The 24830-nt window shown below is 73.5% G+C and carries 19 protein-coding genes and 1 riboswitch; of the genes, 13 read left to right on the plus strand and 6 right to left on the minus strand.

Translation table 11 applies throughout. The features are described 5' to 3' along the window. Positions 1–47: 47 nt before the first annotated feature. Positions 48–1817, plus strand: coding sequence for an ABC transporter ATP-binding protein (locus tag NMK34_RS08785; protein WP_318332969.1), 1770 nt, complete (start codon positions 48–50; stop codon positions 1815–1817). Between the two features lie 16 nt (positions 1818–1833). Here NMK34_RS08785 and NMK34_RS08790 read toward each other — a convergent pair whose 3' ends face one another. Further along, entirely contained in the window at positions 1834–2769 is a 936-nt protein-coding gene (locus tag NMK34_RS08790) for a helix-turn-helix transcriptional regulator (protein ID WP_318332970.1), read from the minus strand. A gap of 200 nt (positions 2770–2969) precedes the next feature. On the opposite strand from NMK34_RS08790, the gene lanL reads away from it, so the two are divergent. From lanL to NMK34_RS08810, 4 genes are read left to right on the plus strand one after another with little or no spacing between them, the layout of a single operon-like run. Next, entirely contained in the window at positions 2970–5720 is a 2751-nt protein-coding gene (gene lanL / locus NMK34_RS08795) for a class IV lanthionine synthetase LanL (protein WP_318332971.1), read from the plus strand. Further along, positions 5720–5908 (plus strand): hypothetical protein, encoded by a 189-nt coding sequence (locus NMK34_RS08800; protein WP_318332972.1) that lies wholly within the window; start codon positions 5720–5722, stop codon positions 5906–5908. Before lanL ends, NMK34_RS08800 begins: the two co-directional genes overlap by 1 nt. Before the next feature lie 10 nt (positions 5909–5918). Next, the gene (locus NMK34_RS08805) at positions 5919–6074 is read left to right on the plus strand and encodes a hypothetical protein (RefSeq protein WP_318332973.1); all 156 of its coding nucleotides are present in this window, start codon (positions 5919–5921) and stop codon (positions 6072–6074) included. Positions 6075–6086: 12 nt separating this feature from the next. Then, the gene (locus NMK34_RS08810; RefSeq protein WP_318332974.1) at positions 6087–6221 is read left to right on the plus strand and encodes an ALQxL family class IV lanthipeptide; all 135 of its coding nucleotides are present in this window, start codon (positions 6087–6089) and stop codon (positions 6219–6221) included. A gap of 66 nt (positions 6222–6287) precedes the next feature. Here the strand turns inward: NMK34_RS08810 and NMK34_RS08815 are convergent, their stop codons facing one another. Then, the gene (locus NMK34_RS08815; protein WP_318332975.1) at positions 6288–6602 is read right to left on the minus strand and encodes a multidrug efflux SMR transporter; all 315 of its coding nucleotides are present in this window, start codon (positions 6600–6602) and stop codon (positions 6288–6290) included. Positions 6603–6661: 59 nt separating this feature from the next. Next, positions 6662–6727: riboswitch (guanidine-III (ykkC-III) riboswitch) on the minus strand. A 96-nt stretch (positions 6728–6823) separates the two neighbouring features. Between NMK34_RS08815 and NMK34_RS08820 the strand changes: the two genes are divergently transcribed. From NMK34_RS08820 to pspM, 7 genes are all read left to right on the plus strand, one after another. Beyond that, positions 6824–7747 (plus strand): ornithine cyclodeaminase family protein, encoded by a 924-nt coding sequence (locus tag NMK34_RS08820; protein ID WP_318332976.1) that lies wholly within the window; start codon positions 6824–6826, stop codon positions 7745–7747. Between the two features lie 50 nt (positions 7748–7797). Further along, positions 7798–9300, plus strand: coding sequence for a 30S ribosomal protein S12 methylthiotransferase RimO (rimO, locus tag NMK34_RS08825; RefSeq protein ID WP_318332977.1), 1503 nt, complete (start codon positions 7798–7800; stop codon positions 9298–9300). A gap of 47 nt (positions 9301–9347) precedes the next feature. Continuing rightward, a complete protein-coding gene (pgsA, locus tag NMK34_RS08830; protein WP_318332978.1) occupies positions 9348–9929 on the plus strand; it encodes a CDP-diacylglycerol--glycerol-3-phosphate 3-phosphatidyltransferase in 582 nt (193 codons plus the stop codon). A gap of 122 nt (positions 9930–10051) precedes the next feature. Beyond that, positions 10052–10591, plus strand: coding sequence for a CinA family protein (locus NMK34_RS08835; protein WP_318332979.1), 540 nt, complete (start codon positions 10052–10054; stop codon positions 10589–10591). Positions 10592–10802: 211 nt separating this feature from the next. After that, on the plus strand, positions 10803–11243 hold the full coding sequence (locus NMK34_RS08840) for a helix-turn-helix transcriptional regulator (protein ID WP_318332980.1): 441 nt from the start codon (positions 10803–10805) through the stop codon (positions 11241–11243). A gap of 127 nt (positions 11244–11370) precedes the next feature. Next, positions 11371–12222, plus strand: a complete 852-nt coding sequence (locus tag NMK34_RS08845; protein ID WP_318332981.1) for a PspA/IM30 family protein — start codon at positions 11371–11373, stop codon at positions 12220–12222. A 16-nt stretch (positions 12223–12238) separates the two neighbouring features. Further along, positions 12239–13000: a phage shock envelope stress response protein PspM gene (gene pspM, locus NMK34_RS08850; protein ID WP_318332982.1), complete on the plus strand. Its 762-nt coding sequence runs from the start codon at positions 12239–12241 to the stop codon at positions 12998–13000. 203 nt (positions 13001–13203) lie between these two features. Here the strand turns inward: pspM and NMK34_RS08855 are convergent, their stop codons facing one another. Both NMK34_RS08855 and NMK34_RS08860 read right to left on the minus strand, forming a co-directional pair. Next, entirely contained in the window at positions 13204–16860 is a 3657-nt protein-coding gene (locus NMK34_RS08855) for a fibronectin type III domain-containing protein (RefSeq protein ID WP_318332983.1), read from the minus strand. 130 nt (positions 16861–16990) lie between these two features. Beyond that, the gene (locus NMK34_RS08860; RefSeq protein ID WP_318332984.1) at positions 16991–17812 is read right to left on the minus strand and encodes a DNA-formamidopyrimidine glycosylase family protein; all 822 of its coding nucleotides are present in this window, start codon (positions 17810–17812) and stop codon (positions 16991–16993) included. 108 nt (positions 17813–17920) lie between these two features. On the opposite strand from NMK34_RS08860, the gene NMK34_RS08865 reads away from it, so the two are divergent. Next, positions 17921–19171 (plus strand): hypothetical protein, encoded by a 1251-nt coding sequence (locus tag NMK34_RS08865; protein WP_318332985.1) that lies wholly within the window; start codon positions 17921–17923, stop codon positions 19169–19171. 89 nt (positions 19172–19260) lie between these two features. Here NMK34_RS08865 and NMK34_RS08870 read toward each other — a convergent pair whose 3' ends face one another. Together NMK34_RS08870 and NMK34_RS08875 are read right to left on the minus strand one after the other, a co-directional pair. Then, on the minus strand, positions 19261–20073 hold the full coding sequence (locus tag NMK34_RS08870) for an S-adenosyl-l-methionine hydroxide adenosyltransferase family protein (protein WP_412098861.1): 813 nt from the start codon (positions 20071–20073) through the stop codon (positions 19261–19263). Between the two features lie 34 nt (positions 20074–20107). Further along, the gene (locus NMK34_RS08875) at positions 20108–24730 is read right to left on the minus strand and encodes a DEAD/DEAH box helicase (RefSeq protein WP_318332987.1); all 4623 of its coding nucleotides are present in this window, start codon (positions 24728–24730) and stop codon (positions 20108–20110) included. Positions 24731–24830 lie beyond the last annotated feature (100 nt).

Here is a 24830-nt window from a genome sequence, read left to right on the forward strand (position 1 = left end):
CACCGGACGGCTCGGCTCGGTCGTGTGCGGCGGATTAGCCTCACGTCATGTCGATGAATGGCGGTTCCTCCTCGGCGTCGTCCTCCTCGGTCACCTTCCGGTCGCTCACCCCGTACCTGCGCGGACGGTGGGGGAGCGTGGCCCTGGCCGGGCTGCTCTCGTTGCTCGGAGCCGGTCTCGCGCTGGGTCAGCCGCTGTTGACGCGTGCGGTGATCGAGTTGCTCTCCGCCGGACGCGGCGTGACGGCGTTGGTCGCACTGCTCGTGGTCGTCCTCGTCTCCGCCGCTGTCGTCACCGCCGTCCGGGACCTCGTCCTGCAGCGGACCGGGGAACATGTTGTCCGGGAGACCCGGCGGCGGCTGGCGCGGCACATGCTCCGGCTGCCGATCGCCGAGTACGACGACCGCCGCCTCGGCGACCTGCTGTCACGGCTCGGCGCCGACACCACCCTGTTGCGGGCGGTGGTGACATCCGGGCTGTTCGACCTGGCGACCGGCGCGATCCTCGTTGTCGGTGCCACGGTGGGCATGGCGCTGATCGACTGGAAGCTTCTCGCGGCCACGTTGATCGGGCTGGCGGTCGTCGTCGCGGTCGGTTCGATCAGCGTTCGTCCGATCCGGAAGCTTTCGCGGGAGGCACAGAGCCGGGTCGGGGACATGACGGCCGCGGTCGAGCGAGCGCTGACCGCCATCAGGACCATTCGTGCGAACCGGGCGGATGACCGCGAGGCGGAGGTCATCGGTGTGCACGCTGATGCCGCCGCTGCCGCCGGTATGCGGCTGGCGCGTCATCAGGCTCTGGTGGGGCCGCTGAACTCCGTAGCCCTACAGTTCGTTCTGCTGCTCGTCCTCGGCTTCGGAGGCAGCCAGGTCGCCGCCGGCCGGATGACGGTGGGGTCTCTCGTGGCCTTCGTGCTCTTCCTCTTCTACATGTCGATGCCGCTGGCTCAGGCGATGCACGCCTACGCACAGTTACAGAGTGGCCTGGCGGCGTTGGAGCGCATCGAGGAGGTGCTCCGGATGCCGAGCGAGCGATCCGGGCCGGGGGTCGAGTTCGTACGGGACCGGCTGGTCGTGGGGCCGGTCCAAGCGGCGGTCGAGTTCGACCGGGTCAGCTTCAGCTATCCGGATGGCCCTCCCGTGCTCAGAGATGTGAGCTTCAGGGTGCCGGCGGGGACGCACACCGCGCTGGTGGGTCCGTCCGCGGCCGGAAAGTCGACGATGCTCATGCTGATCGAACGCTTCTACGACGTCGGGTCCGGATGCGTACGGGTGGGCGGGGTGGACGTGCGCTCGTTGTCGTTCACCGACTTGCGCGGTCAGCTGGGATACGTGGAGCAGGAGGCGTCCGTCCTGGCCGGAACGCTGCGGGACAATCTTCGTCTGGCGGCGGCAGACGCGGACGACGAGCAGATGATGCGCGTGCTGCGGCGGGTGCGGCTGGAAGATGTCCTTCGCCGTTCGACCCACGGGCTCGACACCGAGGTCGGCGAGCACGGAGTGCGGCTGTCCGGGGGTGAGCGCCAACGCCTCGCAATAGCCCGCAGCCTCCTGGCCGATCAGCCGATTCTGCTGCTCGACGAACCGACCAGCAATCTCGACGCGCGTAACGAAGCGCGGTTGCGGGAGACCATCGGTCGGGCCGCTGAGGGACGGACTCTCATCGTGGTCGCGCACCGGCTCTCGACCGTGGTGAACGCCGACCAGATCGTCGTGCTCGATGAGGGTCGAGTGGTCGACGTCGGATCCCACGGCGAGTTGACCGACCGCAGCGGCCTCTACCGAGAACTGGCGCGCCACCAGCTGCTCGTCGCGTGACCGGTCGCCCGCGCTGTCACAGCCAACCGCGACGTTGCGCCTCGACGCCGGCGGCGAACCGGGTGTCCGCCGACAACAGATCCATCACCACGCCCACATGGCGTCGTACGGTTCGAACACTCATGCCGGTCCGCCGCGCGATCGCTTCGTCCTTGAGGCCGCACGACATGAGCACCAGCACGTCATGCTGCGCCCGCGTGAGGTGGCCCTCCTCCTGCCGGTGTTCGCCCAGCGGCCGGGCCCGTTGCCAGAGCAACTCGAAGTAGTGCCGCAACGCTCGGGTCACCAGTCGTGACCGGATGAAAAGGTAGGAGCCGGCCCGCAGCGGGATTACCGCAGCCCGCTCGTCGACGATGTGCAGCTCGAGGGGAACCCCGCTCAGAGCCCGCATCTCCTCCGGCGCTTCCCGCGGATCGTCGGCTGTCCCGTCAGGCAGGCTGAGCGCGGACGGGTCGTAGAGTACGCGTTTGCGCACGGGCTGGTCGCGCCGTAAGGCGACGTCGCTGCGGATGGTGCTCATGATGGCGCCGTCGGTGTCGTTGACGATCGCCATCGCGTCCTCGGTCGCGGTGTTGGCCATGCCCACGGTCACGTCCAGGACCTCGTCGTCGCTCAGGACGCGGAAGGGCTGGGAGGCCGGGCCGTCAGCTCCACCGGCGAAGTAGTCACGTTGCAACTCCCGAAGCCGGTGGTGCCCGTCGAGGAGTGCGCGGTGACGCCGCGCCAGTTCTTCGTGCAGGTGCTCCAACGAGCTTTCCAACGCCACCAGCGGCTCCACCGGCCTCAGTTCCGGTCTGACCGTCCCCTGCCGACGGGCCAGGCCCCAGTCCACCAGATCCTCGACCAGTTCTCGGTCCTCGACCGGGCTCGAGCCGGTGAGGTCGACGGTCCCGTGGCTCACCAACGTCGAGTAGCCCTCGGCCAGCCGATCCGGTACCAGCCCGGCAAGCATGTCCGCGTCCGGATCCCGGCTCTCTGCTTCCCCGTGCAACATACGTCCCCCGTAGATGCAGCTTTGAGTTGTCATACAGGAACCGAGTCGGCGGTTGGCCTAAAGCTGTCAACGGCAACTCCATCCTGTTAAGGCAGGGTTACCGGCCGATACGTTACTTAAACATTGACGCGCGTATCGATCGGACCGGCGGAGGCGAGATGAACGAACTGTCGGAGTTGAGATATTCGCTGGAGTCACATCCGGTGGATGAGGAATACCTCCAGGCGTTGCACCGCGCGATGGCGAAGGTGGCCACCGAAAGCTGGCGGTTGCGGGCCAACGAGGCGTGGTGCTATGTGGAGCCGCCGTCCCACTGCCGCCGTCTCCAGGGCTGGAAGCTGCACGTGTCCACGACTCTTCCCGAGGCGGCGCAGACGCTGGAGCGGGCCGCCATGGTTCTCCTCGCCGAGCAGGCGGCATTCAAGTTCGCGCGTAGCACGTCGCTGGTGGAGGAGTTGAACTCGCCTCGCTGCCCTCGAGGCAACAGCGGCAAGTTCATCACGGTCTACCCGGACGACGACGACCACTTCCGGCTGCTCGCCGAGGCCCTGCACCGGGCGACCGAGGGAATGGTGGGACCGGCCATCCTGTCCGACCGGCCGTACCGGCCGGGCGGCGTGGTGCACTACCGCTACGGCGGATTCCGCGCCAACGACGTGCTCAACAGCGACGGCAGCTACTCACCCATGCTGGTGGCGCCGGACGGCACGTGGATCAAGGACGACCGGGAGGCATGGTTCAGCCCACCCGAGTGGGCGCCCCGGCCGTTCGAGGACATGCCCGAACCGAGGCCGGCGGATCGACGCGGCGGGCCGGTGAAGCTGGCCGACCGATACGTGGTGCGGAAGGCGATCCGGCACTCCAACCGCGGAGGTGTCTATCGCGCCGAGGACACGGCCACCGATGCGACGGTGGTCATCAAGCAGGCTCGTCCGCACGTCGGTGTTGACCCCTCGGGGGAAACCGCGCAGGACCGGCTGCGGTATGAGGCGCGGATGCTCGAACAGTTCGAGCCACACGGCTTCACCCCGCGCAAACTGGCCCTCTTCGCGCAGAGTGACCACATCTTCCTGGTTCAGGAGGAGATCCAGGGCCAACCGTTGCGCCACTGGGTGGAGGAACGTTCACGTCAGCGGGACGGCGGCCTCCTGACGGCTGACGAGGTGCTCGACGTGGCGCGTCAGCTGGCCGCGGCGGTGGCCACGATCCACGGGGCGAACCTCGTGCTCCGGGACCTGTCGCCCGGAAATGTGATCATCGAGGACAACGGGCGGGTACGCCTCATCGACGTCGAGTTCTTCGCCGGTCCCGGCGACATGGTGCCCCGGGTCTACACGCCGGGCTACGGTGCGCCGGAGGTCGTGCGGACAGCGAGCTGGGGGCCGGCGTCAAGCTACCCGGCCGATCTCTACAGCCTCGGTGCGACGTTGCTCTACCTGGCCAGTTGCATGGAGCCCTACCTGCACGCCGACGAGGCGCCCGGCCGGACGGTGGGCGATCGGATCGCGACCATTCTTGCCGTCGCCCTGCCGCAGAGCGAGGCCGCGCGCCAACTCGCGCCACTGATCGGCGGTCTCCTCACCGAGCAGCCCGGAAAACGATGGACGATCGACCGGGTCGTCGACTTCCTGGATGACCCCGGGCAGGCGGTCCCCGACGTTCGGGTGCCCGAACCGGCGGGTCGCGCGTCGGAGGACGTGGTGCGGCTGCTGGTGGACGACGGCACCGCATACATCGTGGAGGCGATGAGGCCTGACCAGCCCCACCTGTGGCCACCGATGGAGGCGTTGGGTGTCACCAACGATCCCTGCAACGTGCAGGCTGGCGCCGGTGGGGTGGTGGCCTACCTGGCGCGTGCGGCGGGCACTCCGGCCGCTTCCGACCTGCGTCCCGGCCTGGCTGTGGCCAGCCGCTGGCTGGCGGCGCGCCTGCGCGACGACACCCGCGTCCTGCCCGGCCTCTACTTTGGCCGCTCGGGTGCGGCCTGGGCGCTGCACAGTGCGGGGACGGCGTTGGACAACCCCGATCTCGTCGCTCAGGCTGCCCGCTACGCCAAGCTGGCCCCGGTCCGGTGGCCCAATCCGGACATGACGCACGGGACTGCCGGCCTGGGGATGGCGCAGCTGTACTTCTGGTCGGCGACCCAGGACCCCGACTTCAGGCAGCGGGCGAAGGCCGCCGCTGACGGCCTGGCAGACGCCGTGGTGACGGGCCCGGACGGGGTGCGCTGGATGGTGCCGGAGTCGTTCGACTCGGCGTTGGCCGGGCTCACGCACTTCGGGTACGCGCACGGAGTCGCGGGCATGTGCCACTTCCTGCTCGTGGCCGCGCACGCCCTGAACGACGACAGGTACCTGGAACTGGCCCGCGCGGGCGGCGACCTGCTCGCCTCGGTCGTGGAGTGGGAGGGCCCGGCCGCCCTCTGGCCCAGTGGAGACGCCGCCAAGCGGGAGGCCGGCATCGACCCCGGCATCACCTGGTGGTGTAGCGGATCCGCCGGAGTCGGCGCCTTTTTGCTCCGCCTCTGGCGGTCAACCGGGGACGCCCGCTACGAGGAACTGTTGCGGGGCGCCGCCGTCGCGCTGCGCCGGGACAAGTGGTTCCTGACCCCGGTGGCCTGTCACGGTCTCGCCAGTAGCGGCGAGCTCCTGCTGGACATGGCCGCCGCATTCGACGACGACACCTATCGCGAGTGGGCTGAGGAAATCGCCGCATGTATTCACGCTCGCAATGCGTACCACCGCGGGCGCATGGTTGTCCCGGGCGAGTCGGGCCGGGATATAACAATCGGATTCAACGTCGGGCTGGCGGGTGTTCTCGCATTCCTGCATCGCCTCCGAAATGGTGGAGAGCGATTGTGGATGCTGGATGGTCTGCTGCCGGACCAAACCCCGGAAAGGAGGAAGTAATGGGGAACGCACTGCTTGAGCGGGAGTACGTCGTCGACGACGTGCAGGCGCTGCAGGAACTGGCGGAACTCGACCCGTCGGTAGGCATCGCGGCGGCCGGGTGCTGCTGCATGGTCAGCGCACTGTGCGGCTTGGCGAGCGTTTACAGCTGGGTCACCTGCGGCACCTGCACGAACACCGACAACTGAGGAGGCGGGAATGAGCGCACGATTCGACTGGCCGGAAGCGGCCATCGAACTCGAGGTACTCGAGCAGATGCCCGAGACCGAGCACCTGAACCTGCGGGCGTCGGCGACCTGCTGCGACCCGTGGCTGTCCGTGGTCACCTGCTTCGGCTGCACCATCTCGCGATAGGGGAGGCGATCCGTGAGCTACGACGTGGACGCACTGCAGGAACTGCCGGAGGACGGCGTCGGCACCCGGGCGGAGGGATGCTGCGTGGCGGGCTCCTTCATCACCTGTGACACGTGCACGTTCCTGTGCAGCAAGGACAGCGTCTGACCGAGGTCGGACGCGTAGGCACGGGCCGTCGGGGCTGCCGGCGGCCCGTGCCGCGCGTCCACCCGATCAGTGGAAGAGCTTCAGCCCGATCACCCCGGCCACCACCAGCAGCAGGCAGGCCACGCGCGGCAGGTTGACCGGCTCGCCGAGCGCGAGCATCCCGACCAGCGCGGTACCCACAGCGCCGATGCCGACCCACACCGCGTAGCCGGTGCCGACCGGGATGTCGCGCAGCGCGTACGCCAGGCCGGCCATGCTGCCGACCAGGGTGACGGCGAAGACGGCGGAGGGGAGCGGACGGGTGAAGCCGGCGCTGCGGTCAAGCGCGATCGCCCACGCGGTCTCCAGGAGTCCGGAGATCACCAGCACGATCCAGGCCATGGGACATCACCTCTGACGGGCGGGCCCGGCGCGGAGCGGGCCGGGCGGCGGTTGGGTCACGCGGGGCGTCTTGGCCTGACCGGGTACGCCCACCACTCGTCCGGGACGGCCCGAGGGCCGTCGTGGCCGACGGTAGCACCGGGCGGGCCGGACCGGCGGCGGGGTGAGAAAGCCCACCATGAGTGGAGTTGACGTCAACTTCAAGTTGCACGATGGATGCCATGACCCTGCTCTTCTCCGACGACGACGTCGCGGCCGCCGTGGACGCCCCGCTCACCGTCGCGGCCATGCGGGACGCGCTGCTGGCCGCGCACGCCGGGCGGCTCATCGCCCCGCCCCGGGCGTCCGCGCCGCTGGGCGGGGGCCGGATGGTGCTCACCGCCGGGCACCTCACCGGACAGTGGTACGGCTTCCGCTCGTACGACACGTTCGGCCACCCGGAGAGCGGCCAGCTCGTCGTGCTGCACGACGCGAGCACCGGCGCGGTACGCGCCATCGCCGTCGGCGAGGAACTCGGCTCCCGGCGTACCGGAGGACTCGGTGGCGTGGCGGTGGACGCCCTGGCCCGCGCGGACGCCGCCACCCTCGGCGTGGTGGGGTCCGGCCGGCAGGCGTGGACCCAGGTCTGGGCCACGGCGGCGGTCCGGCCGCTGCGCGAGGTGACCGTGTACAGCCGTTCGGCGGCCCGGCGGGACGCGTTCGCCGCGCGGGTCCGCGCCGAACTGGGCGTGCCGGCCCGCGCCGTCGGCTCGGCCGCCGCCGCGGTACGCGACCGCGACGTCGTGGTGCTCGCCACCACCAGCACCGTCCCGGTGCTCGACGCCGCCGACCTGGCCCCCGGCACCCACGTCAACACCGTCGGCTTCAAGCAGGTCGACCGGCACGAGTTCGGCCCCGACCTGCTCGACGCCGCCGACCTGCTGGTCACCGACTCACCCGGGCAGGCCGCCGCGTACGTGCCGCCGATGCTCGCCGCGGTCGAGCCGTACGCCGGGCGGCTGCGCGACCTGGGCGCGGTGCTGGCCGGCGCGGCTCCCGGCCGGACCACCGCGGACCAGATCTCGGTCTTCTGCTCCACCGGCCTGGCCGGCACGGAGGTGTTCCTCCTCGATCGGCTGGCCCGGGTGGCCGTGTCCGCGCGCTGACCCTGGCCGGACGGGTGCGCGGCGCACCGGAACCGGCCCGGTACCCTCGGATGGTGTCTGCCTCCTCCTCCACCCCGCGATCCGACGGGCGCCGCGTCGCCCTGCTGACCCTCGGCTGCGCCCGTAACGAGGTCGACTCGGAGGAGCTGGCCGCCCGGCTGCACGCCGACGGATGGCACGTCACCACCGACGGCGAGGGCGCCGACGTGGTGGTGGTGAACACGTGCGGGTTCGTCGAGAAGGCCAAGCAGGACTCGATCCAGACGCTGCTGGCCGCCGCCGACACCGGCGCGAAGGTCGTCGCCGCCGGGTGCATGGCCGAGCGGTACGGCCGTGAGCTGGCCGACAGTCTCCCCGAGGCGCAGGCCGTGCTCAGCTTCGACGACTACCCGGACATCGCCGCCCGCCTCGACTCGGTGCTCGCCGGCGAGGCGCTCGGCGCCCACACCCCCCGCGACCGGCGGGAACTGCTGCCGCTGACCCCGGTGAAGCGCCGCGACGCGGCGGTGTCGCTGCCCGGGCACGGCAACCCGGCCCGGGTCGCGCCGGAGACCGACGAGCACACCCCGGCCCACCTGCGGCAGGTGCTGCGGCACCGGCTCGACACCGGCCCGGTGGCCTCGCTGAAGCTCGCCAGCGGCTGCGACCGGCGGTGCGCGTTCTGCGCCATCCCGGCGTTCCGGGGCGCGTTCGTCTCGCGTACCCCGGACGAGTTGCTCGCCGAGGCCGAGTGGCTGGCCAAGACCGGCGTCCGCGAGCTGGTGCTGGTCAGCGAGAACTCCACCTCGTACGGCAAGGATCTGGGTGACCCCCGCGCGCTGGAGAAGCTGCTGCCGCAGCTCGCCGCGATCGACGGGATCGTGCGGGTCCGCGCCAGCTACCTCCAGCCCGCCGAGACCCGGCCCGGCCTGGTCGAGGTGATCGCCACCACGCCCGGCGTGGCCGCGTACTTCGACCTGTCGTTCCAGCACTCCAGCGAGCCGGTGCTGCGCCGGATGCGGCGCTTCGGCTCCACCGACCGGTTCCTGGAACTGCTCGCCTCCGCCCGCGCGCTGGCGCCGGACGCGGGCGCGCGCAGCAACTTCATCGTCGGCTTCCCCGGCGAGACGAAGCAGGACGTGGCCGAGCTGGTCCGGTTCCTGACCGAGGCGCGGCTGGACGCGATCGGCATGTTCGACTACAGCGACGAGGACGGCACCGAGGCCGCCGGACTCACCGGCAAGGTCTCCGCCGCCACGATCAAGCGGCGGTACGACAAGCTCAGCGCGCTGGCCGACGAACTCTGCTCGCAGCGCGCCGAGGAGCGCCTCGGCGCGACGGTGGAGGTGCTCGTGGACTCGATCGCCGACGGCGTGGTGGAGGGGCGGGCCGCCCACCAGGCGCCCGAGGTCGACGGCTCGACCACGCTCGTCGCGCCGGTCGGCGGCGGCGTCGATCTGGCCGCTCTGCGCCCCGGCGACCTGGTCCGGGCCACGGTGACGGCGACCGAGGGCGTGGACCTGGTAGCCGTACCGGATGAGATGATCTCGGCGGCGCCCGGCGCGGTACGGTGACGGCGGGCCCTGATGGAGCGGGGAAGCCACGTGGGGCGATGCGGGACATGACGGGAGCGGAGTCGACGGCCGCTGCCCCCGTACCGCTGCTCAACGCGGCGAACGTGCTCACCGGCGCGCGCCTGATGCTGGTGCCGGTCTTCGTGGCCACCGTGATCGCCTCCGGCATGAGCCACGCGGGCTGGCGGATGACGGCCTGCCTGATCTTCGTGGTGGCCTCCGCGACCGACCTGGTCGACGGCTGGATCGCCCGCCGGTACGAACTGGTCACCTCGCTGGGCAAGGTCGCCGACCCGATCGCCGACAAGGCGCTCACCGGCGCCGCCCTGCTGTTGCTCTCCGTCTACGACCGGCTGCCCTGGTGGGTGACGGTGGTGATCCTGGTCCGCGAGCTGGGCATCACCGGGCTGCGCTTCTGGGTGATCCGGCACGGCGTGATCGCGGCCAGCCGGGGCGGCAAGGTCAAGACGGCGCTGCAGATCCTGGCCATCACCTGGTACCTCTGGCCGATGCCGGAGGCGCTCGCCGCGGTCGGCCCGTGGATCATGGGCGCGGCCGTGGTGGTCACCGTGGTCACCGGGTTCGACTACATCGCCCAGGCGTTGCGGCTGCGCCGCCCGGCCCGTTGAACCGGTCGGCGGGCCCGTCGGTCCGGGCGGTCGGTCCGCCGGTCCGGGTCGCGGGTCCGTCGGCTCGGGCGGCTCGGGCGGCGGACGAGTAAGCCGGCGTGGGGCGGGAAATGGGGGCGGGCATGGACACCGACGCGAGTAACCAGCGGCCCGCCGGCAGCCCGGCGGCCGCCGTGGTGCACCGCCTGCACGAGTGCGGCGAGACGCTGGCCACCGTCGAGTCACTGACCGGCGGCCTGCTCGCCGCCGCGATCGTGGAGATCGCCGGGGTCAGCTCGATCTACCGGGGCGGCATGGTGGTCTACGCCACCGAACTCAAGGCGACGCTCGCCGGCGTACCGGAGGACCTGCTGGCCGACCGCGGCCCGGTCGACCCGGACGTGGCGGCGGCGCTGGCCGAGGGCGGACGGCAGCGCTGCGGCGCCGACTGGGGCCTGGCCACCACCGGCGTGGCCGGTCCGGAGCCGCAGGACGACAAGCCCGTCGGCCTGGTCTACGTGGCGGTCGCCGGACCGGACGGCACCGAGGTGCGCCGGCTCGACCTCAAGGGCGGCCGCGACCACATCCGCTCGGCCGCGGTGATCGAGGCGCTGCGGCTGCTCGCCGACCGCATCCAGCTCCCCGCCGACGCCGCCGAGGCGGCGGGAGCCGGCCGCCGATGAGCCCGCGCGGCGCCGACACGCCCGGCGGCGGGATCGCCGGACCTGTCGATCCGCCCGGATTTTCAGAGGCGGGGTGGGATGTCGCCGTGGCGACCAACGGGTACGGTTGCGGGAAGGCTCCGGCGGTCGCCGTCGGCGCCGGGAGCGGTCCACCGCGTCCGGCGCGACGTGTTCCGGCCGGAGATGGTGGTCCCGTTCAGGGGGAGGTGCGATGGTCCTGCTACGCCGGGTGATCGGTGACGCGCTGCGAGCACGCAGGCAAGGGCAGCACCGCACCCTCCGCGAGGTCTCCTCCGCCGCCAACGTCAGCCTCGGCTACCTCTCCGAGATCGAACGCGGCCAGAAGGAACCCTCCAGCGAACTGCTGGCCGCGATCTGCGACGCGCTCGGCGCCCGCCTGTCCGAGCTGCTCCGCGAGGTGAGCGACACCGTCGCCCTGGCCGAGCAGATGCCCGGCGTGCTGGTTCCGGTGGCCGACGAGCCGGCCTCGGTGACGCCGGCCGCCGTCCGCAAGGCGACGAACAGGAGTGTCCGGCAGGTCACCTCCGACGGCGGGGTCGCCGTCCAGGTCCGGCAGGACTCGCCGCTCAAGGCCACGCTGCGCAGCACCCGCGTACGCCCCGCCGAGCGGGATGTGGTCTGCGCCGCCTGACCCCGGCTGTCACGTCGTGGGCAGTGCTGGCGTTCGCGTCGTACTGTTGATCAGGAGCGTACGGGTGCCGGAGTGGCGTCCGGCTGGAACGATGTAGGCGCGACGCTACTGAGGGGACGAGGCGGAGATGGCGAACCCGTTCGTCAAGGGTTGGAAGTACCTGATGGCGCTCTTCGGCGCGAAGATCGACGAGCACGCCGATCCGAAGGTGCAGATCCAGCAGGCCGTCGAGGAGGCACAGCGCCAGCACCAGGCGCTGGTGCAGCAGGCGGCCGCGGTGATCGGCAACCAGCGCCAGCTGGAGATGAAGCTGTCCCGGCAGATGACCGAGGTGGAACAGCTCCAGGGCAACGCGCGGCAGGCACTCGCCGTGGCCGACCAGGCCCGGGGCCGGGGCGACGAGGCCGAGGCCGGGCGCTACGAGCAGACCGCCCAGATGCTTGCCACCCAGCTGGTCTCCGCCGAGCAGGCGCTGGAAGACCTCAAGACCCTGCACGACCAGGCGCTCGGCGCGGCCGCACAGGCCCGCAAGGCGGTCGAGAACAACTCGATGATCCTCCAGCAGAAGCTGGCCGAGCGCACCAAGCTGCTCAGCCAGCTGGAGCAGGCCAAGATGCAGGAGAGCGTGGCCCGCTCGCTGGAGTCGATGTCGTCGCTCACCGCACCCGCCACCACCCCCTCGCTGGACGAGGTCCGCGACCGGATCGAACGCCGTTACGCCACCGCCATGGGCCGCGCCGAGCTGGCCGGCAACTCGGTCGAGGGCCGGATGCTGGAGATCCAGAAGGCCACGCTCGACTCGGCCGGATCGGCGAGACTGGAACAGATCCGGTCGAGCATGGCCGGCGAGCAGCTCGGCAGCCGGTCCGAGACCCCCGCCGTGGGGCAGCCGGCCGACCCGGCCGCCGCCGCCCGGCTCGACGAGATCCGGGCCAGCATGAGCCGGGAGCGTGGCACCGGGGAGACCACTACCGGCTGACGGAGGGGCGGACACGATGGCGGACGAACGGGCCCGGCACTTCCGCAGGCTGCGCAGACTACGCAACTCGGCGCGGCGGTGGAGCGTACTGGCCGGAGGGCTCGGCGGTGCCGCCGCGGTGCTGACTCCGTACGCCGGACTGGGCCTGGCGGACGCGGCCTGGGCCGGCGCCGCGGGCAGCGCGATCGCGGTGGCCGCCTGGCGCTGGGCCGACCACCGGGCGCTGGCCGCCGTGCCGCCACCGCCCGCCCTGGATCCGGCCGAGGCCGCCGCCCGCTCCCGCGCCCGGCTGGTCGCCGCCGTCGAGCGGCTCCCAGTCGGGCCGGGCGTCGTGGCCGAGGTACGCCGGGTCCGCTCCCGCCTCGCGCTGCGCGGCACCGCCGCGGCCGAGCCGTGGGCCCGGCTGGACCGGGCCGCGCTCACCCTGGCCGGGCTGGCCGGGCGGCTGACCGGGCTGGCCGAGCCGGCGGTCCGGGAGGCGGCCGAGGCCGACCGGTCCCTGCGTGAGCTGGCGAACCGGGTGGCGGGCGTGGAACGCGCGGCGAAGCTGACCCCGCAGAGCCAGCTGAACGAGGTGCACGCCACGCTCGTGGCCCAGTTGGAGGACGGGGTGGCCGCGTACGAGCGGCTGGTGGTGGCCGCCGCCGGTTACGTGGCCGAGGACGCGCGCCCGAACACCGAGCACCCGTCCGCCGCGCGCCTGACCGAGGCCACCGACCTGCTGCACGGCGTAGCCTCCGCCCTGGCCGAACTCCGCACCCCCCTCCGCGCCCCCTGACAGTCCCCTCCCCGCCCCGGCCTCCCCGTTGATCAAGGGGTTCGTGTCCCACCCACAGCCGGATCCCGGCCCAAATCCCTTGATCACCGCCCAGGCACGCCCGACCAGCGCGGTCGATCATGAGGTTGACGGCAGTTTCGATCTCCATTTCGGCCGTCAACTTCATGATCAACCCCTGTGGCGGCCGGGGGAGAGGGGGCGGGTCAGGTGGGGGTTTCGGTGCGGGCTGAGGGGGTCCAGGGGGACGTCCCTACGACGTTCGTCGCTCGTACCCGGTAGTGGTAGGTCATTCCTCGCGCGAGGCCGGTGTTGGTGAAGCCTCGGCCGGTCACGTGGAACGTCGCCGGTTCGCGCGTGAAGGCGGCGTCGGTGGCGCGCTGCACGACGAACCCGGCGCCCGGTCCGGCCGGCGTCGGTGCCGACCAGGTCACCGTCACGCTGGCGGTGTCCGGCCCGGACACGCTCGCGGTGACGCTCACAGCGGTCGGTGCGACCGGCCGGGCCGGTGTGGTCACCGTCGCCACAGTCGACCACGGTGAGGCGGCACCCAGGTACGTCGTGCGTACCCGGTAGTAGTACGTGGTGTCCGGCGCGACCGCCGGGTCCACGTGGGACTCGCCCACGGCGATGGCAGTGGTGCCCGGACCGCTGGTGAACGTCGGGTTGGTGGCCCGCTGCACGTCCACGCCTGTCGCGAAGGAGTGGTTGGCCCAGCGCAGCGCCACCCGCAGCGGCCCGGTCGGCGGCAGCACCGCTGTCACCCGGGCGGGCGCGGACATGTGCACCGCCGCCGGTACCGCATTGGACCAGGACGAGCAGCTCACCGCGTTCTCGGCGCGGATCCGGTAGTGGTAGGTGACGCCGGGCGTGACGGTGGCGTCGGTGTACCGGGTGGCGGTGGCGGCCACCGTGATCTCGGTCAGGCCGGTGGTGAAGGTGCTGTCGGTGGCGCGTTGCAGCCGGTGGCTGGTGGGTACGGGCCGGCTGCCGTTGCCGGTCCAGGTCAGCGCGATGGCGGGGAGCGCGGTGGCGCTGCCCGGTGCCGGGGTGGCGGTGAGCCCGGTCGGCGCCTTGGGTGCCACACGCACCACCAGCGGTCGGCTCATGCCCTGGTCGCGCAGTCCGGCCGAGCGGGTCTGCCAGCGGTACTCCCAGCCGAGGTTGACCAGTTGGTTGACCACGACAGCGGGACGGCCGTCAACGGGGCTGACCGGGCCGGCGTCCAGCCGTGCGCCGGCCGGGCGGGTCGGGTCGAGCAGCCGTACGCTGTCGCCGATCTTGAACGGCAGGGCTGGTGGTACGGGACGCAGCGCCACCACGACGTCCTCCCGGGGGTTGACCCGGACGGTGTCCTTCCAGCCCAGCTCGCCCGGGTCGGGCGGGCGGACCGTGCCGTCCCAGCCGACCCGGTTGACGATCTGTACGTCGCAGCCCTCGATGTGGACGGGATGGGTACGCGGGGCGTCGCCGACGATCCGCCAGAGCTGCGTGCCGTCGCCGGGCGCCCCGACCGCCACCGCCGGGTCGGTGGCGTGCAGCACCTCGGTGGCCGGGTCGGCCGGGCCCAGCGGCAGGGTGGCCGGGGCGAGTGGCCCGGCGACCGGGTGGCCGACGCCGAGCCGTCCCACCGCGCGGCCGTGCCGGGCCTCGAACACCTGCCCGACCGACTTCACCGCCAGCGGCAACGTGACCGGGGCGGTCGCGCCCGCCGGGGTGAACGTGACCGAGGTGGCCCGCGCGGCGACGAGCGTCGGGCGCGGGGTGGAGGTGCCGATCGCGGTGTCGTACGCGGGTTGCGGCACGATCGGCGGCGGCTGGCTGCGGGCGTACGCCCCGGGTAGCCGCTCGGCGAGCCGCCGAGTGTCGTACGGCTGCGCGGGGGTGCCGGTGACCCGGATCTGGAGCAGCGTACGGGTGTTCGGGCCGTACCCGGGGCGGGTCGGCGGCAGGCCACCGGCGGCGGTCCGGTCGGGCACGCCGGTGTGGTGGTCGTAGCGCGGGTCGAACCGGGGCAGCGGCGCGGGGCAGTCGTTGTAGAGGATGAGCGTGCTGCCCGGCGGCACTGTGGAGAAGTCCACCACCACGTCGGCCCGTTCGCCGGGGGCGAGCAGCAGCGCGTGCCCGTCCACGTTGAGCACCGTCGGGTCCTGCCTGTCGTACCGGTAGTCCACCGGTCGGTTGGTCAGCACCACCGGGGCGGGGAGCAGGCCGCCCTCGTTGCCGATCTGGATCATCTCGGGCCCGGCGGCGGCCGGGTCGGGCACGCCGCCGTCGCGCCCGTCCGCCGGCCAGTAAGCGGGCCGCCCGGGGGTGCGTACCGCCTCGACCATCGGCACCTCACCGGCGTCCGGGTCGGCCGGGCTGCCGTCCTCGGCCCACATCGGCGCGTCCGAGGCGGCCCGGTAGAGCTGGAGGTTGAGCGCGCGGTCCGCGCAGGCGTTGAGGATCCGGAACCGGTACGCCCGCGGCGCGACCTCCAGGTACGGGTAAGCCACGCCGTTGACGAGCGGGGTGTCACCGTACGCGTCGGGGACCGCCGACGGGTGCGGCACGCCCGGCACCAGCGGCGGCTCGTCCGGATCGGTGTCGGGGTCGTGGTGCGGGTTCGGCACCGGGGCGACCCACGGGCTGGCGCCGCCGTCCGGGTCGTGGGTCCACGGCCCGTAGTCCCAGCGGCCGGTCGGGTTGGTGCCGGTGAGCCGGTACGGGTTCTGCCGCGGCTGGTAGACGTGCGGGTGCCACAGGCTGCCCTTGGCACCCCAGCGGTCCCGGTCCCAGGTGGGATCCTGGGCGGCGAGCTGCGCGTCGTCGGGGACGAACGTCTTGTCCTCGATCACCAGCGGGAGCTGGTCGGCGGGGAGCACGCCGTCGGCGACGAGCCGATCCTCGGCCGGGTCGGTGAGCAGATAGAGCGCGATCTGCCCGGAGTAGACGGTGAGCCGGGACAGGCCGAGCGTGTTGTCGTGCAGCCACATGAGCCGGCCGCTCTGGTCGTTCGGGAAGTACAGCGTGGTGGCGCCCGCGCCGGGCGGCGGCATGTCCGGCACCGGCGTCAGACCCACACCCGTCGGGTACGGGGTGATCTCGCCGGCCGGGGTCACCCACTGCCACGGGTTGCCGGCGCTGATCCACCCGGTCTGCGCGCCGGACAGGTGCGGCACGGCGCGGTTCTGCGGGTACGGCGCGGGACCGTCGAGCGGCCCGGCACCGGCGCCGTCGACAGTCTCGTCGACAGGCAGGAACAGCTCGCCGGCCCGTCCGGTGGGGAGCTGGTTGATGAACTTGATCCGCACCGGGCGGCCCCGCCGGGCCACGATCATCGGGCCGAGGTGCCAGGGGCGGCCGGGCGGGCTGACCGTGTTGTGCCCGGAGGCGTCGGTGCCCAGGTTGAGCTGCCGGTAGCCGCGCAGCCGGGTGGCGGGCAGGTCGCGGTGCAGGCGCTGCGCGTACTCCTGGAGGCCGATCTCGTAGTAGTCGCAGCCCGGCCAGGTGATGGTGTCCGGGACGGCGACGGGCAGGCGGGCGCCGAGCCCGGCGGTGGCCGGCTGCCCGGGTAGCGGCAGCGGGTCGACGAACTTGCGGATGCCGGTGCCGGGTACCGGGCGGCCGTCCGGGTCGAGCGTGGGCAGCGGGCTGGCGGCGGTGTTCGGCACCGGGCCGAACAGGCGCGGGACGGCGGCCGGGTCCAGGCTCGCCGGCGCCGGACCTCGCTCGTCGTCGCCGTCCCGGGCGGCGGGGACGGCGGGCGCGACGGAACCGGCCGGCGTCGGGTCACCGGTGGGCGCGGTCTCCTCGGCGGCGACGGCGACGACGGCGGCGCGGTCCGGGCGTCCGGGCCGGCTGCGGCGGAACAACACCATGGCTCTCCCCGGGGTCGGGGCGCGCCGGCCGACACCCCGGCGTGGCGGGCGTACGCGCTGCTGACGATCCGTGAGCGGTCCACCGCAGCATGCGACGTCACAGGGGTGAGGCGGAAGTACCCAATCGTCCCTATCTCGGCCGATCTTGGGCGTTTCGTGGAAGTTCCACGCCGGGCTGGCAGACGGGGCACCAGTAGGTGACCCGTTCGCCCAGTTCCTCCTTGCGGATGGCGGTCCCGCAGCGGCGGCACGGCTGGGCCCGGCGGCCGTACACGTAGCTGGTCCCGCCCCGGTGCAGCACGCCGGTGGTGCTCTGCGTCCAGCGGCCCCGGTTGGCCGCCAGCAGCCGCTGGGCCAGCGCGACGGTGCCCGGTAGGTCCGGCACCGCGCCCACCGGCGTCCACGGCGACACGCCGCGCAGGAACAGCACCTCGCACTTGTAGAGGTTGCCCACACCGGCCAGGTTGCGCTGGTCGAGCAGCGCCTCACCGATGGTCCGGTCCGGGTCGGCCGCGAGCCGGCGGACCGCCTCGTCGGCGTCCCAGTCCGGGCCGAGCAGGTCCGGGCCGAGGTGGCCGACGAGCGACTCCTCCTCGGCCGTCGGCACCAGCGCCAGCTCGTGCAGGTGGTAGCCGACGGCGACAGCGGCGGGGGAGCTCAGCACCACCCGGATCAGGTGCGCGGGCCGCCCGCTCCAGCGCTCACCCGGGGCGTACGCCCGCCAGGCGCCGTCCATCCGCAGGTGCGAGTGCAGCGTCCACTGCTCGGCGTCGGTGCCGGTCAGGCGCAGCAGCAGGTGCTTGCCGCGGCTCGCCGACTCGCGCACGGTCCAGCCGGTCAGGTCGGTGGTGGCGAGCTGCGGGACGCGGAAGTCGGACCCGGTGAGCCGGGCCCCGGCGAGCGCGCGTTGCAGGACGCGCGCGGTGTTCCAGACGGTGTCGCCTTCGGGCACCCGGCCATTGTCCCCCGGCCGAGCAGAATTCGCATGTGTCGCTATTTGTACTGAGGTTCCACTTGATCTGCGGAAACGCCACGATCAGGGGGTTCTGAGGAGATGCCCATGGCACATACCCGACGTCGCACCGTCGTCGCCCTGACCGCCCTGCTCACCGTGGCCGCCGGACTTCCCGGCACGCCCGCGTCGGCCGCGCCTCCGCCTGCCGCCGTACCGTCCCGCGCCACCGCGCCCGGCCCCGAACGCTGGTCCGTCGACCTCGCCGTCACCGGCGGCGACGACGTCAACGTCGCCTGGCGATCCGGCCGCCTGCGCCTGGCCGACCCCCGTCCCGCCGCCCGCACCCGCCCGGCCGCCGTCGGCGGACCGGTCGCCGAGGGCATCCTGCTCTCCGCGCCGCGCACCCTGGACCGGCCCGCGACCCGGGTACGCGCACAGGTCGCCGCCCGCACCGGCGACGGGGGTACGGCGGTGGCCCAGGTACGTGGCTGGCGTGGCCGAGGCTGGACCGAGTGGCGCGACGCAGGCGAGGCGGTGTTCGACGCGCCGGTCAGCCGGGTGCAGGCGCGCGTCGTGCTGACCACCAGCGGCAGCGCGTCGGAGGCCACCGTCACCGGCCTGACCCTGGCCGCCGACCGGGTCGCCACCACGGCGGTCCAGCCGGCCGCCGCGCTCAAGTACCGGGTGTACGCGACCCGGATCGGCCTGGTCGGCGGCATCACCGCCAACGGGCACACGGTGCGGACGCGGGACCACTTCGCGGCGCTGCCCACCCGGCGCGGCCTGTCCCCGCGCAACACCGGCGACTACACGGTCAAGGTCTGCACGACGAGCGGCAGCCGCTGCGAGTACGCCCCGGTGTGGGACGTCGGCCCGTGGAACACCCGCGACGACTGGTGGAACCCGGCGTCGGTCCGGGAGAACTGGAAGGACCTGCCGCGCGGGCTGCCGGAGGCGCAGGCGGCGTACCAGAACGGCTACAACGGCGGGCGCGACCAGTTCGGCCGTACCGTCCGCAACCCGGCCGGGCTGGACCTGGCCGACGGCACGTTCTGGGACGGGCTGCGGCTCACCGACAACGCGTGGGTGGACGTGACGCTGCTGTGGACCGGCGGCGGGGCGCGGGCCGTGGTCGGTTCCGGGCCGCTGAACCTGCGCGCCGGGGCGAGCACCGCGTACGCGAGCCGGGGGCTGGCCGCCACGTACGCCCACGTGCCGGTGCAGTGCTACGTGACCGGGCAGAAGATCACCGGCACGTACCGCACGACGACGAGGTGGTACCGCCTGGTGGGCGGCAACTACGTCAGCCACGCGTACCTGTCGTCGATCTACGGCGGCACAGTCCCCCGCTGCTGAGCGGCGCCCCCGTCCCCGCCCGTCCCCGCCCGTCCCCGCTCTCCCCCGCGATCTTGCAGTTTCGGCCCCGTCCCGGGGGCATTCGCCCGTTATGCCGGGGCACCAACTGCAAGATCGCGGGGGAGACGGGTGACGGTGACCAGGGCGCCTGGGGTGGTTTGGAGGGTGTCGGCGGCTCGGCCGGTGTTCACCGCTACGGCGACCTGGGCGGCGGAGTCGACGTAGACCACCAGGGCGCCGGGTTCCGCGTCGCCGAAGGTGCGGCCGTGGACCGCCTCGTGGCCGTTCACCAGCACCCGGGACGGCAGACCGTCGAGCAGCGTGCCCGGCGCGGCGAGTTGGACGTTGCCGAAGTGGTCGACGGTCAGCACCTCGGCGCTGAAGCCGCCGGGCTCGGCGCGTACCACCGGTTCCGGCAGCCGGACCAGCGTGCCCGGGTCGACTGCCGGTCCCGCCTCGGCCGGCGGTGCGCCGAGCGCCAGCCGGGCGGCCACAGGCGCGAACACGTCCCGGCCGTGGAACGTGCGGGACACGACCGGGCCGAGCCAGTCCGCGTTGGTCAGCTCCACCGCAGCGGTCACCCCGCCGAGCGCCTCCGCGGCCGGGATCAGCAGCCCGTTGTCCGGCCCGACCAGCAGCCCGCCGGGCGCGGCGAGCGCGATCCCGCGCCGCGTCGTGCCGACACCCGGGTCGACCACCGCCATGTGCACGCCCCACGGCAGGTACGGCACCGTCTGCGCGAGCACCGCCGCGCCCCGGCGTACGTCGGCGGGTGGGATCAGGTGCGTCACGTCGATCACCCGGACGGCCGGGGCGAGCCGGGCCAGCACACCGTGGCACGCCGCCACGAACCCGTCGGACAGCCCGTAGTCGGTGGTCAGCGAGATCGAGGCCACCGGCACACCCTACGTGCCCGCTCCCCGGAACTCCGGGCGGTCAGCCGCGCAGACGCAGGCCGCGCGGGGTGGCGCGGAAGCCGGCGGCGGTCAGCGCGTCGCGCAGCGGGGACGCGTGCACGGCCTCGCCGTCGGCGCGTTCCACCGAGATCGCGCCGAGCGCACCGGAGTGCACCGCGTCGGCGAGCGCCTTGCCGGCCGCGCCGAGCGTGTCGGTGTCGTCGGTGAACGACAGGATCGTCCGGCCGCCCCGCTCCACGTAGAGCACCAGGTCACCGCCGACGAGCACGACAAGCGCGCCCGCCTTGCGCCCGGCTCGGTGGCCGGTGGCCGGTGCCGCGCCGTCGCCGGAGTCGACAATGCGTTCCGGCCAGGGCAGCGCCGCGCCGTACGGGTTCGCCGGGTCGGTGGCGGCGAGCACGACTGTCGGCCCGCCCCGGCCCTGGGTGTCGTCGGCGAGCGCCCGGATGCGGTCCACCGCGCCCGGCACCGCGAACTGCGCCGCGCCGAGCCCTTCGACGAAGTAGCCGCGCCGGGCCGCCCCGCGTTCCTCCATCGCGGACAGCACCGGGTAGACCCCGGCGAAGCCGCCGGTGACCTGCTCGGCCACGACCGCGCCCCGGGTCACCACGCCGTGCCGTTCCAGCAGCAGATCGGCGAGGGCGGCGGCCCGGCGGGTGGGGTCGCTGTCGCGTTCGGGCAGCCGGGACCAGCGACCGGCCATGGTGGGCGGGCCGCCCCGGCTGGGCAGCGCCACCCGGCCCGGACGGCGGTAACGGGTGCGCGGCGCCGACGGCCGGGACCGGTGTGCCCCGCCGGCGCCGAGCGCGGCCCGCAGCGGCGCGAGCGTGTCGTTGGTGAGGTGACCGGCCCAGACCAGGTCCCACACGGCGGCCGACAGGGCGGCGTCGTCTGTGGCGCCGACCCGGTCGGACAGCGAGCGGAAGAACAGCGCCTGCCCGTCGGCGAGCGCGTCGAGCACCGACTCGTGCAGCGGGGTCAGCGTCAGCGCCTCGTCCGGCGGCGGGAGCAGCAGCGGCGCCACGTCGGCGTACGCGAGCGTCACCCAACCGTCGCCGCCGGAGATCGCGCCCGCGCCGGCCCACACCACCTCTCCGCCGGCGCACAGCTCGTCGAGCTGGGCGGGGGAGTAGCCGGCGACCCGGGCGGGCAGCACCAGGCGTTCCAGCGCGGACGCCGGCACGCTCACGCCCTGCAACTGCTCGACGGCGGCGGCGACCGCTTCGACTCCCCGGGCCGACGAACCGACCTGCTGCCAGCGGGGCAGGAACGCGGCGAGCGCGCGCGGCGGCACCGGCTCGATCTCCCGGCGCAGCGCGGCCAGCGAGCGGCGGCGCAGCATGCGCAGCACCTCGGCGTCGCACCACTGGGTGCCCACCGTGTCCGGGGCGAACTCACCGGAGACCACCCGGCCGCCCGAGGCGAGCCGCCGCAGCGCCTGCTCCACCACGAACACGCCGAGCCCGAACCGGGCCGCGCAGGTGGCGGCCGCGAACGGGCCGTGCGTACGGGCGTACCGGGCGACCAGGTCGGCGAGCGGATCGGCCACCGGCGCGAGGTACGCCTCGGCGACTCCGACGGGCAGCGCCACCCCGAGCGCGTCACGCAGCCGGGCGGCGTCCTCGACGACGACCCAGCGGTCCTCGCCGGCGATGCGGACCCGCAGCACCCGCCGGGCCGCGGCCAGTTCCTCAAGCCAGGACTCCGGCACGCCCCGCTCGGCCAGCTCGGCGCTGCTCAGGTCACCGACCACGCGCAGCAGTTCGACCACGTCCTCCGGGTCGCGGGGGCGTCGCTGCTCGGTGAGCCAGCGCAGTTGGCGCGCGGTCTCGGCGAGCACCTCCGGGTCGAGCAGTTCCCGCAGGTCGACCCGGCCCAGCAGCTCGCCGAGCAGCCCGGAGTCGAGCGCCAGCGCGGCGGCCCGCCGCTCGGCCAGCGGGGCGTCGCCCTCGTAGAGGAACGCGCCGACGTACCCGAACAGCAGCGACCTGGCGAACGGCGACGGGCGCTCGGACTCCACCTCGACCAGGCGTACCTTGCGGGCGGCCAGGTCGCGCATCAGCTCGCCGAGGGCGGGCTGGTCGAAGACGTCCTGGAGGCACTCGCGGGCGGCCTCCAGCGTGACCGGGAAGTCGGCGTACTCGCGGGCCACGTCGAGCAGTTGCGCGGCGCGCTGGCGTTGCTGCCACAGCGGCTGCCGCCGCCGGGGATCACGCCGGGGCAGCAGCAGCGACCGGGCCGCGCACTCGCGGAACCGGGACGCGAACAGCGCCGATGTGCCCACCGACTCCTCGACGAGCTGGGCGATCTCGTCCGGCTCGAAGACGACCACGTCGGCGCCGGGCGGCGTCTCGGCGGTGTCGGGCAGGCGCACCACGATGCCGTCGTCGGAGGGCATCACCTGGGCGTCCACGCCGTACCGCTCGGCCAGCCGGCGACCGATCGCCAGCGCCCACGGCCCGTTGACGCGCGCGCCGAGCACCGAGTGCACGGCGAGGCGCCAGTCGCCCAGCTCGTCGCGGAACCGTTCGACCACCACCGTCCGGTCGTCCGGCAGCGACCGGGTGGCGGCCTTCTGCTCGCGCAGGTAGGTCATCAGGTTGCCGGCGGCCCAGTCGTCGAGCCCGCCGGCCCGCAGCGCCGCGACCGCGTCGGCGTCGGACTGCCGCAGCAGCGCCCGGACCCGGGCGCCGATCGCGCGCCCCAGCTCGACCGGGCGACCGAGCTGGTCGCCCTTCCAGAACGGCATCCGGGCCGCCTGACCGGGCGCGGGGGTGACGAGCACCCGGTCGGGGGTGATCTCCTCGATCCGCCAGGACGACGAGCCGAGCAGGAACACGTCACCGACCCGGGACTCGTAGACCATCTCCTCGTCCAGCTCACCGACCCGCGCGGCCCGCTCGGCACCGGCCAGGAACACGCCGAACAGGCCCCGGTCGGGGATGGTGCCGCCGCTGGTCACGGCGAGCCGCTGGGCGCCGGGCCGGCCGGTCAGCACGTCGGTGGCGCGGTCCCAGACCAGGCGCGGCCGCAGCTCGGCGAACGCGGTGGACGGGTAGCGCCCGGAGAGCATGTCGAGCACCGCGTGCAGCGCCGAGTCGGGCAGCTCCGCGAACGGCGCCGCGCGCCGGACCAGCACCGCGAGATCGCCGAGCCGCCACGGCTCCAGCGCCACCATCGCGACGATCTGCTGGGCCAGCACGTCGAGCGGATTGCGCGGGTAGTGCAGCTCCTCGATCGCCCCGGCGCCCATCCGCTCGGCCACCACCGTGCAGGAGAGCAGGTCGCCCCGGTGCTTGGGGAAGACGACGCCGCGCGAGACCGCACCGACCTGGTGCCCGGCCCGCCCGACCCGTTGCAGCCCGGCCGCCACGCTCGGCGGTGCCTCGATCTGCACCACCAGGTCGACGGCGCCCATGTCGATGCCCAGCTCCAGGCTGGACGTGGCGACCACGGCGGGCAGCCGGCCGGACTTGAGTGCCTCCTCGATCTGCTTGCGCTCCTCCCGGGACACGCTGCCGTGGTGCGCCCGCGCGATCACCGCCGGCGCCCCGGCCGCCGCGCCGGACTGCGCCATCACCTCCGCCGGCTGCCGCGGCGCGCGCACCGGCCCGGCGCCGTCGCCGGCCGGCGGGCCGTCGGCGCCGGGCAACAGCTCGGATACGCGCACCGGCTCCCCGCCCCGGGCCATGCGGCTGCCGTCCGGGGCGGACGCCGCCTCCACCTCCTCCGCGGCCAGTTCGTTGAGGCGGGCGCAGAGGCGTTCGGCGCTGCGCCGGGAGTTGGTGAACACGATCGTCGACCGGTGCGCGCGGATCAGCGCGAACACGCGCTCCTCGACCGCCGGCCAGATGGAGGGGCGGCGGGGCGCGAGGCCGCCGAGATCGTCCTCGGGTGGCTCCTGCTCGTCGAGGCGTGTCATGTCCTCCACCGGGACCTGGACGCTGACCTCGATGGTCTTGTCCGACGGCGGCTGCACCACGTCGACCGGGCGCGCGCCGCCGAGGAAGCGGGCGCACACGTCGATCGGCCGGACGGTGGCGGACAGTCCGATCCGTTGCGCCGGCCGCTCCAGCAGCGCGTCGAGCCGTTCCAGGGACAGCGCCAGGTGCGCGCCGCGCTTGGTGCCGGCGACCGCGTGCACCTCGTCCACGATGACCGTGTCGACGCCGCGCAGCGAGTCGCGGGCGGCGGAGGTGAGCAGCAGGAAGAGCGACTCGGGCGTGGTGATGAGGATGTCCGGCGGGGTGCGGGCGAAGGCCCGGCGCTCGTCGGCCGGGGTGTCGCCGGTACGCATCCCGACGGTGACGTCCGGCGGGACCAGGCCGAGCCGGGAGGCGGCCTGGCGGATGCCGGTGAGCGGGGCGCGCAGGTTGCGTTCCACGTCGACGGCGAGCGCCTTGAGCGGGCTCACGTAGAGCACCCGGCAGCGGCGCCGGGGATCGGCCGGCGGTGGCTCCTTGGCGAGCCGGTCGAGCGACCAGAGGAACGCCGCGAGCGTCTTGCCGGAGCCGGTCGGCGCGACCACGAGCGCGTTGCGGGCGGCGGCGACCGAGCGCCAGGCGCCCTCCTGGGCCGGGGTGGGCGCGGCGAAGGCAGCGGTGAACCACTCCCGGGTCGCCGCGCCGAACTCCGCCAGCACCCGGCCCGGCCTGCCTGAACCGTCTGACCTGTCCGACCCGCCTGACCTGCCCGACCCGCCTGACCGGGCCACCTCGTCCGCCACGCACCCATCCTGCCGC

This window comes from Micromonospora sp. BRA006-A, from assembly GCF_033433935.1.
Lineage (GTDB): Bacteria > Actinomycetota > Actinomycetes > Mycobacteriales > Micromonosporaceae > Micromonospora > Micromonospora aurantiaca.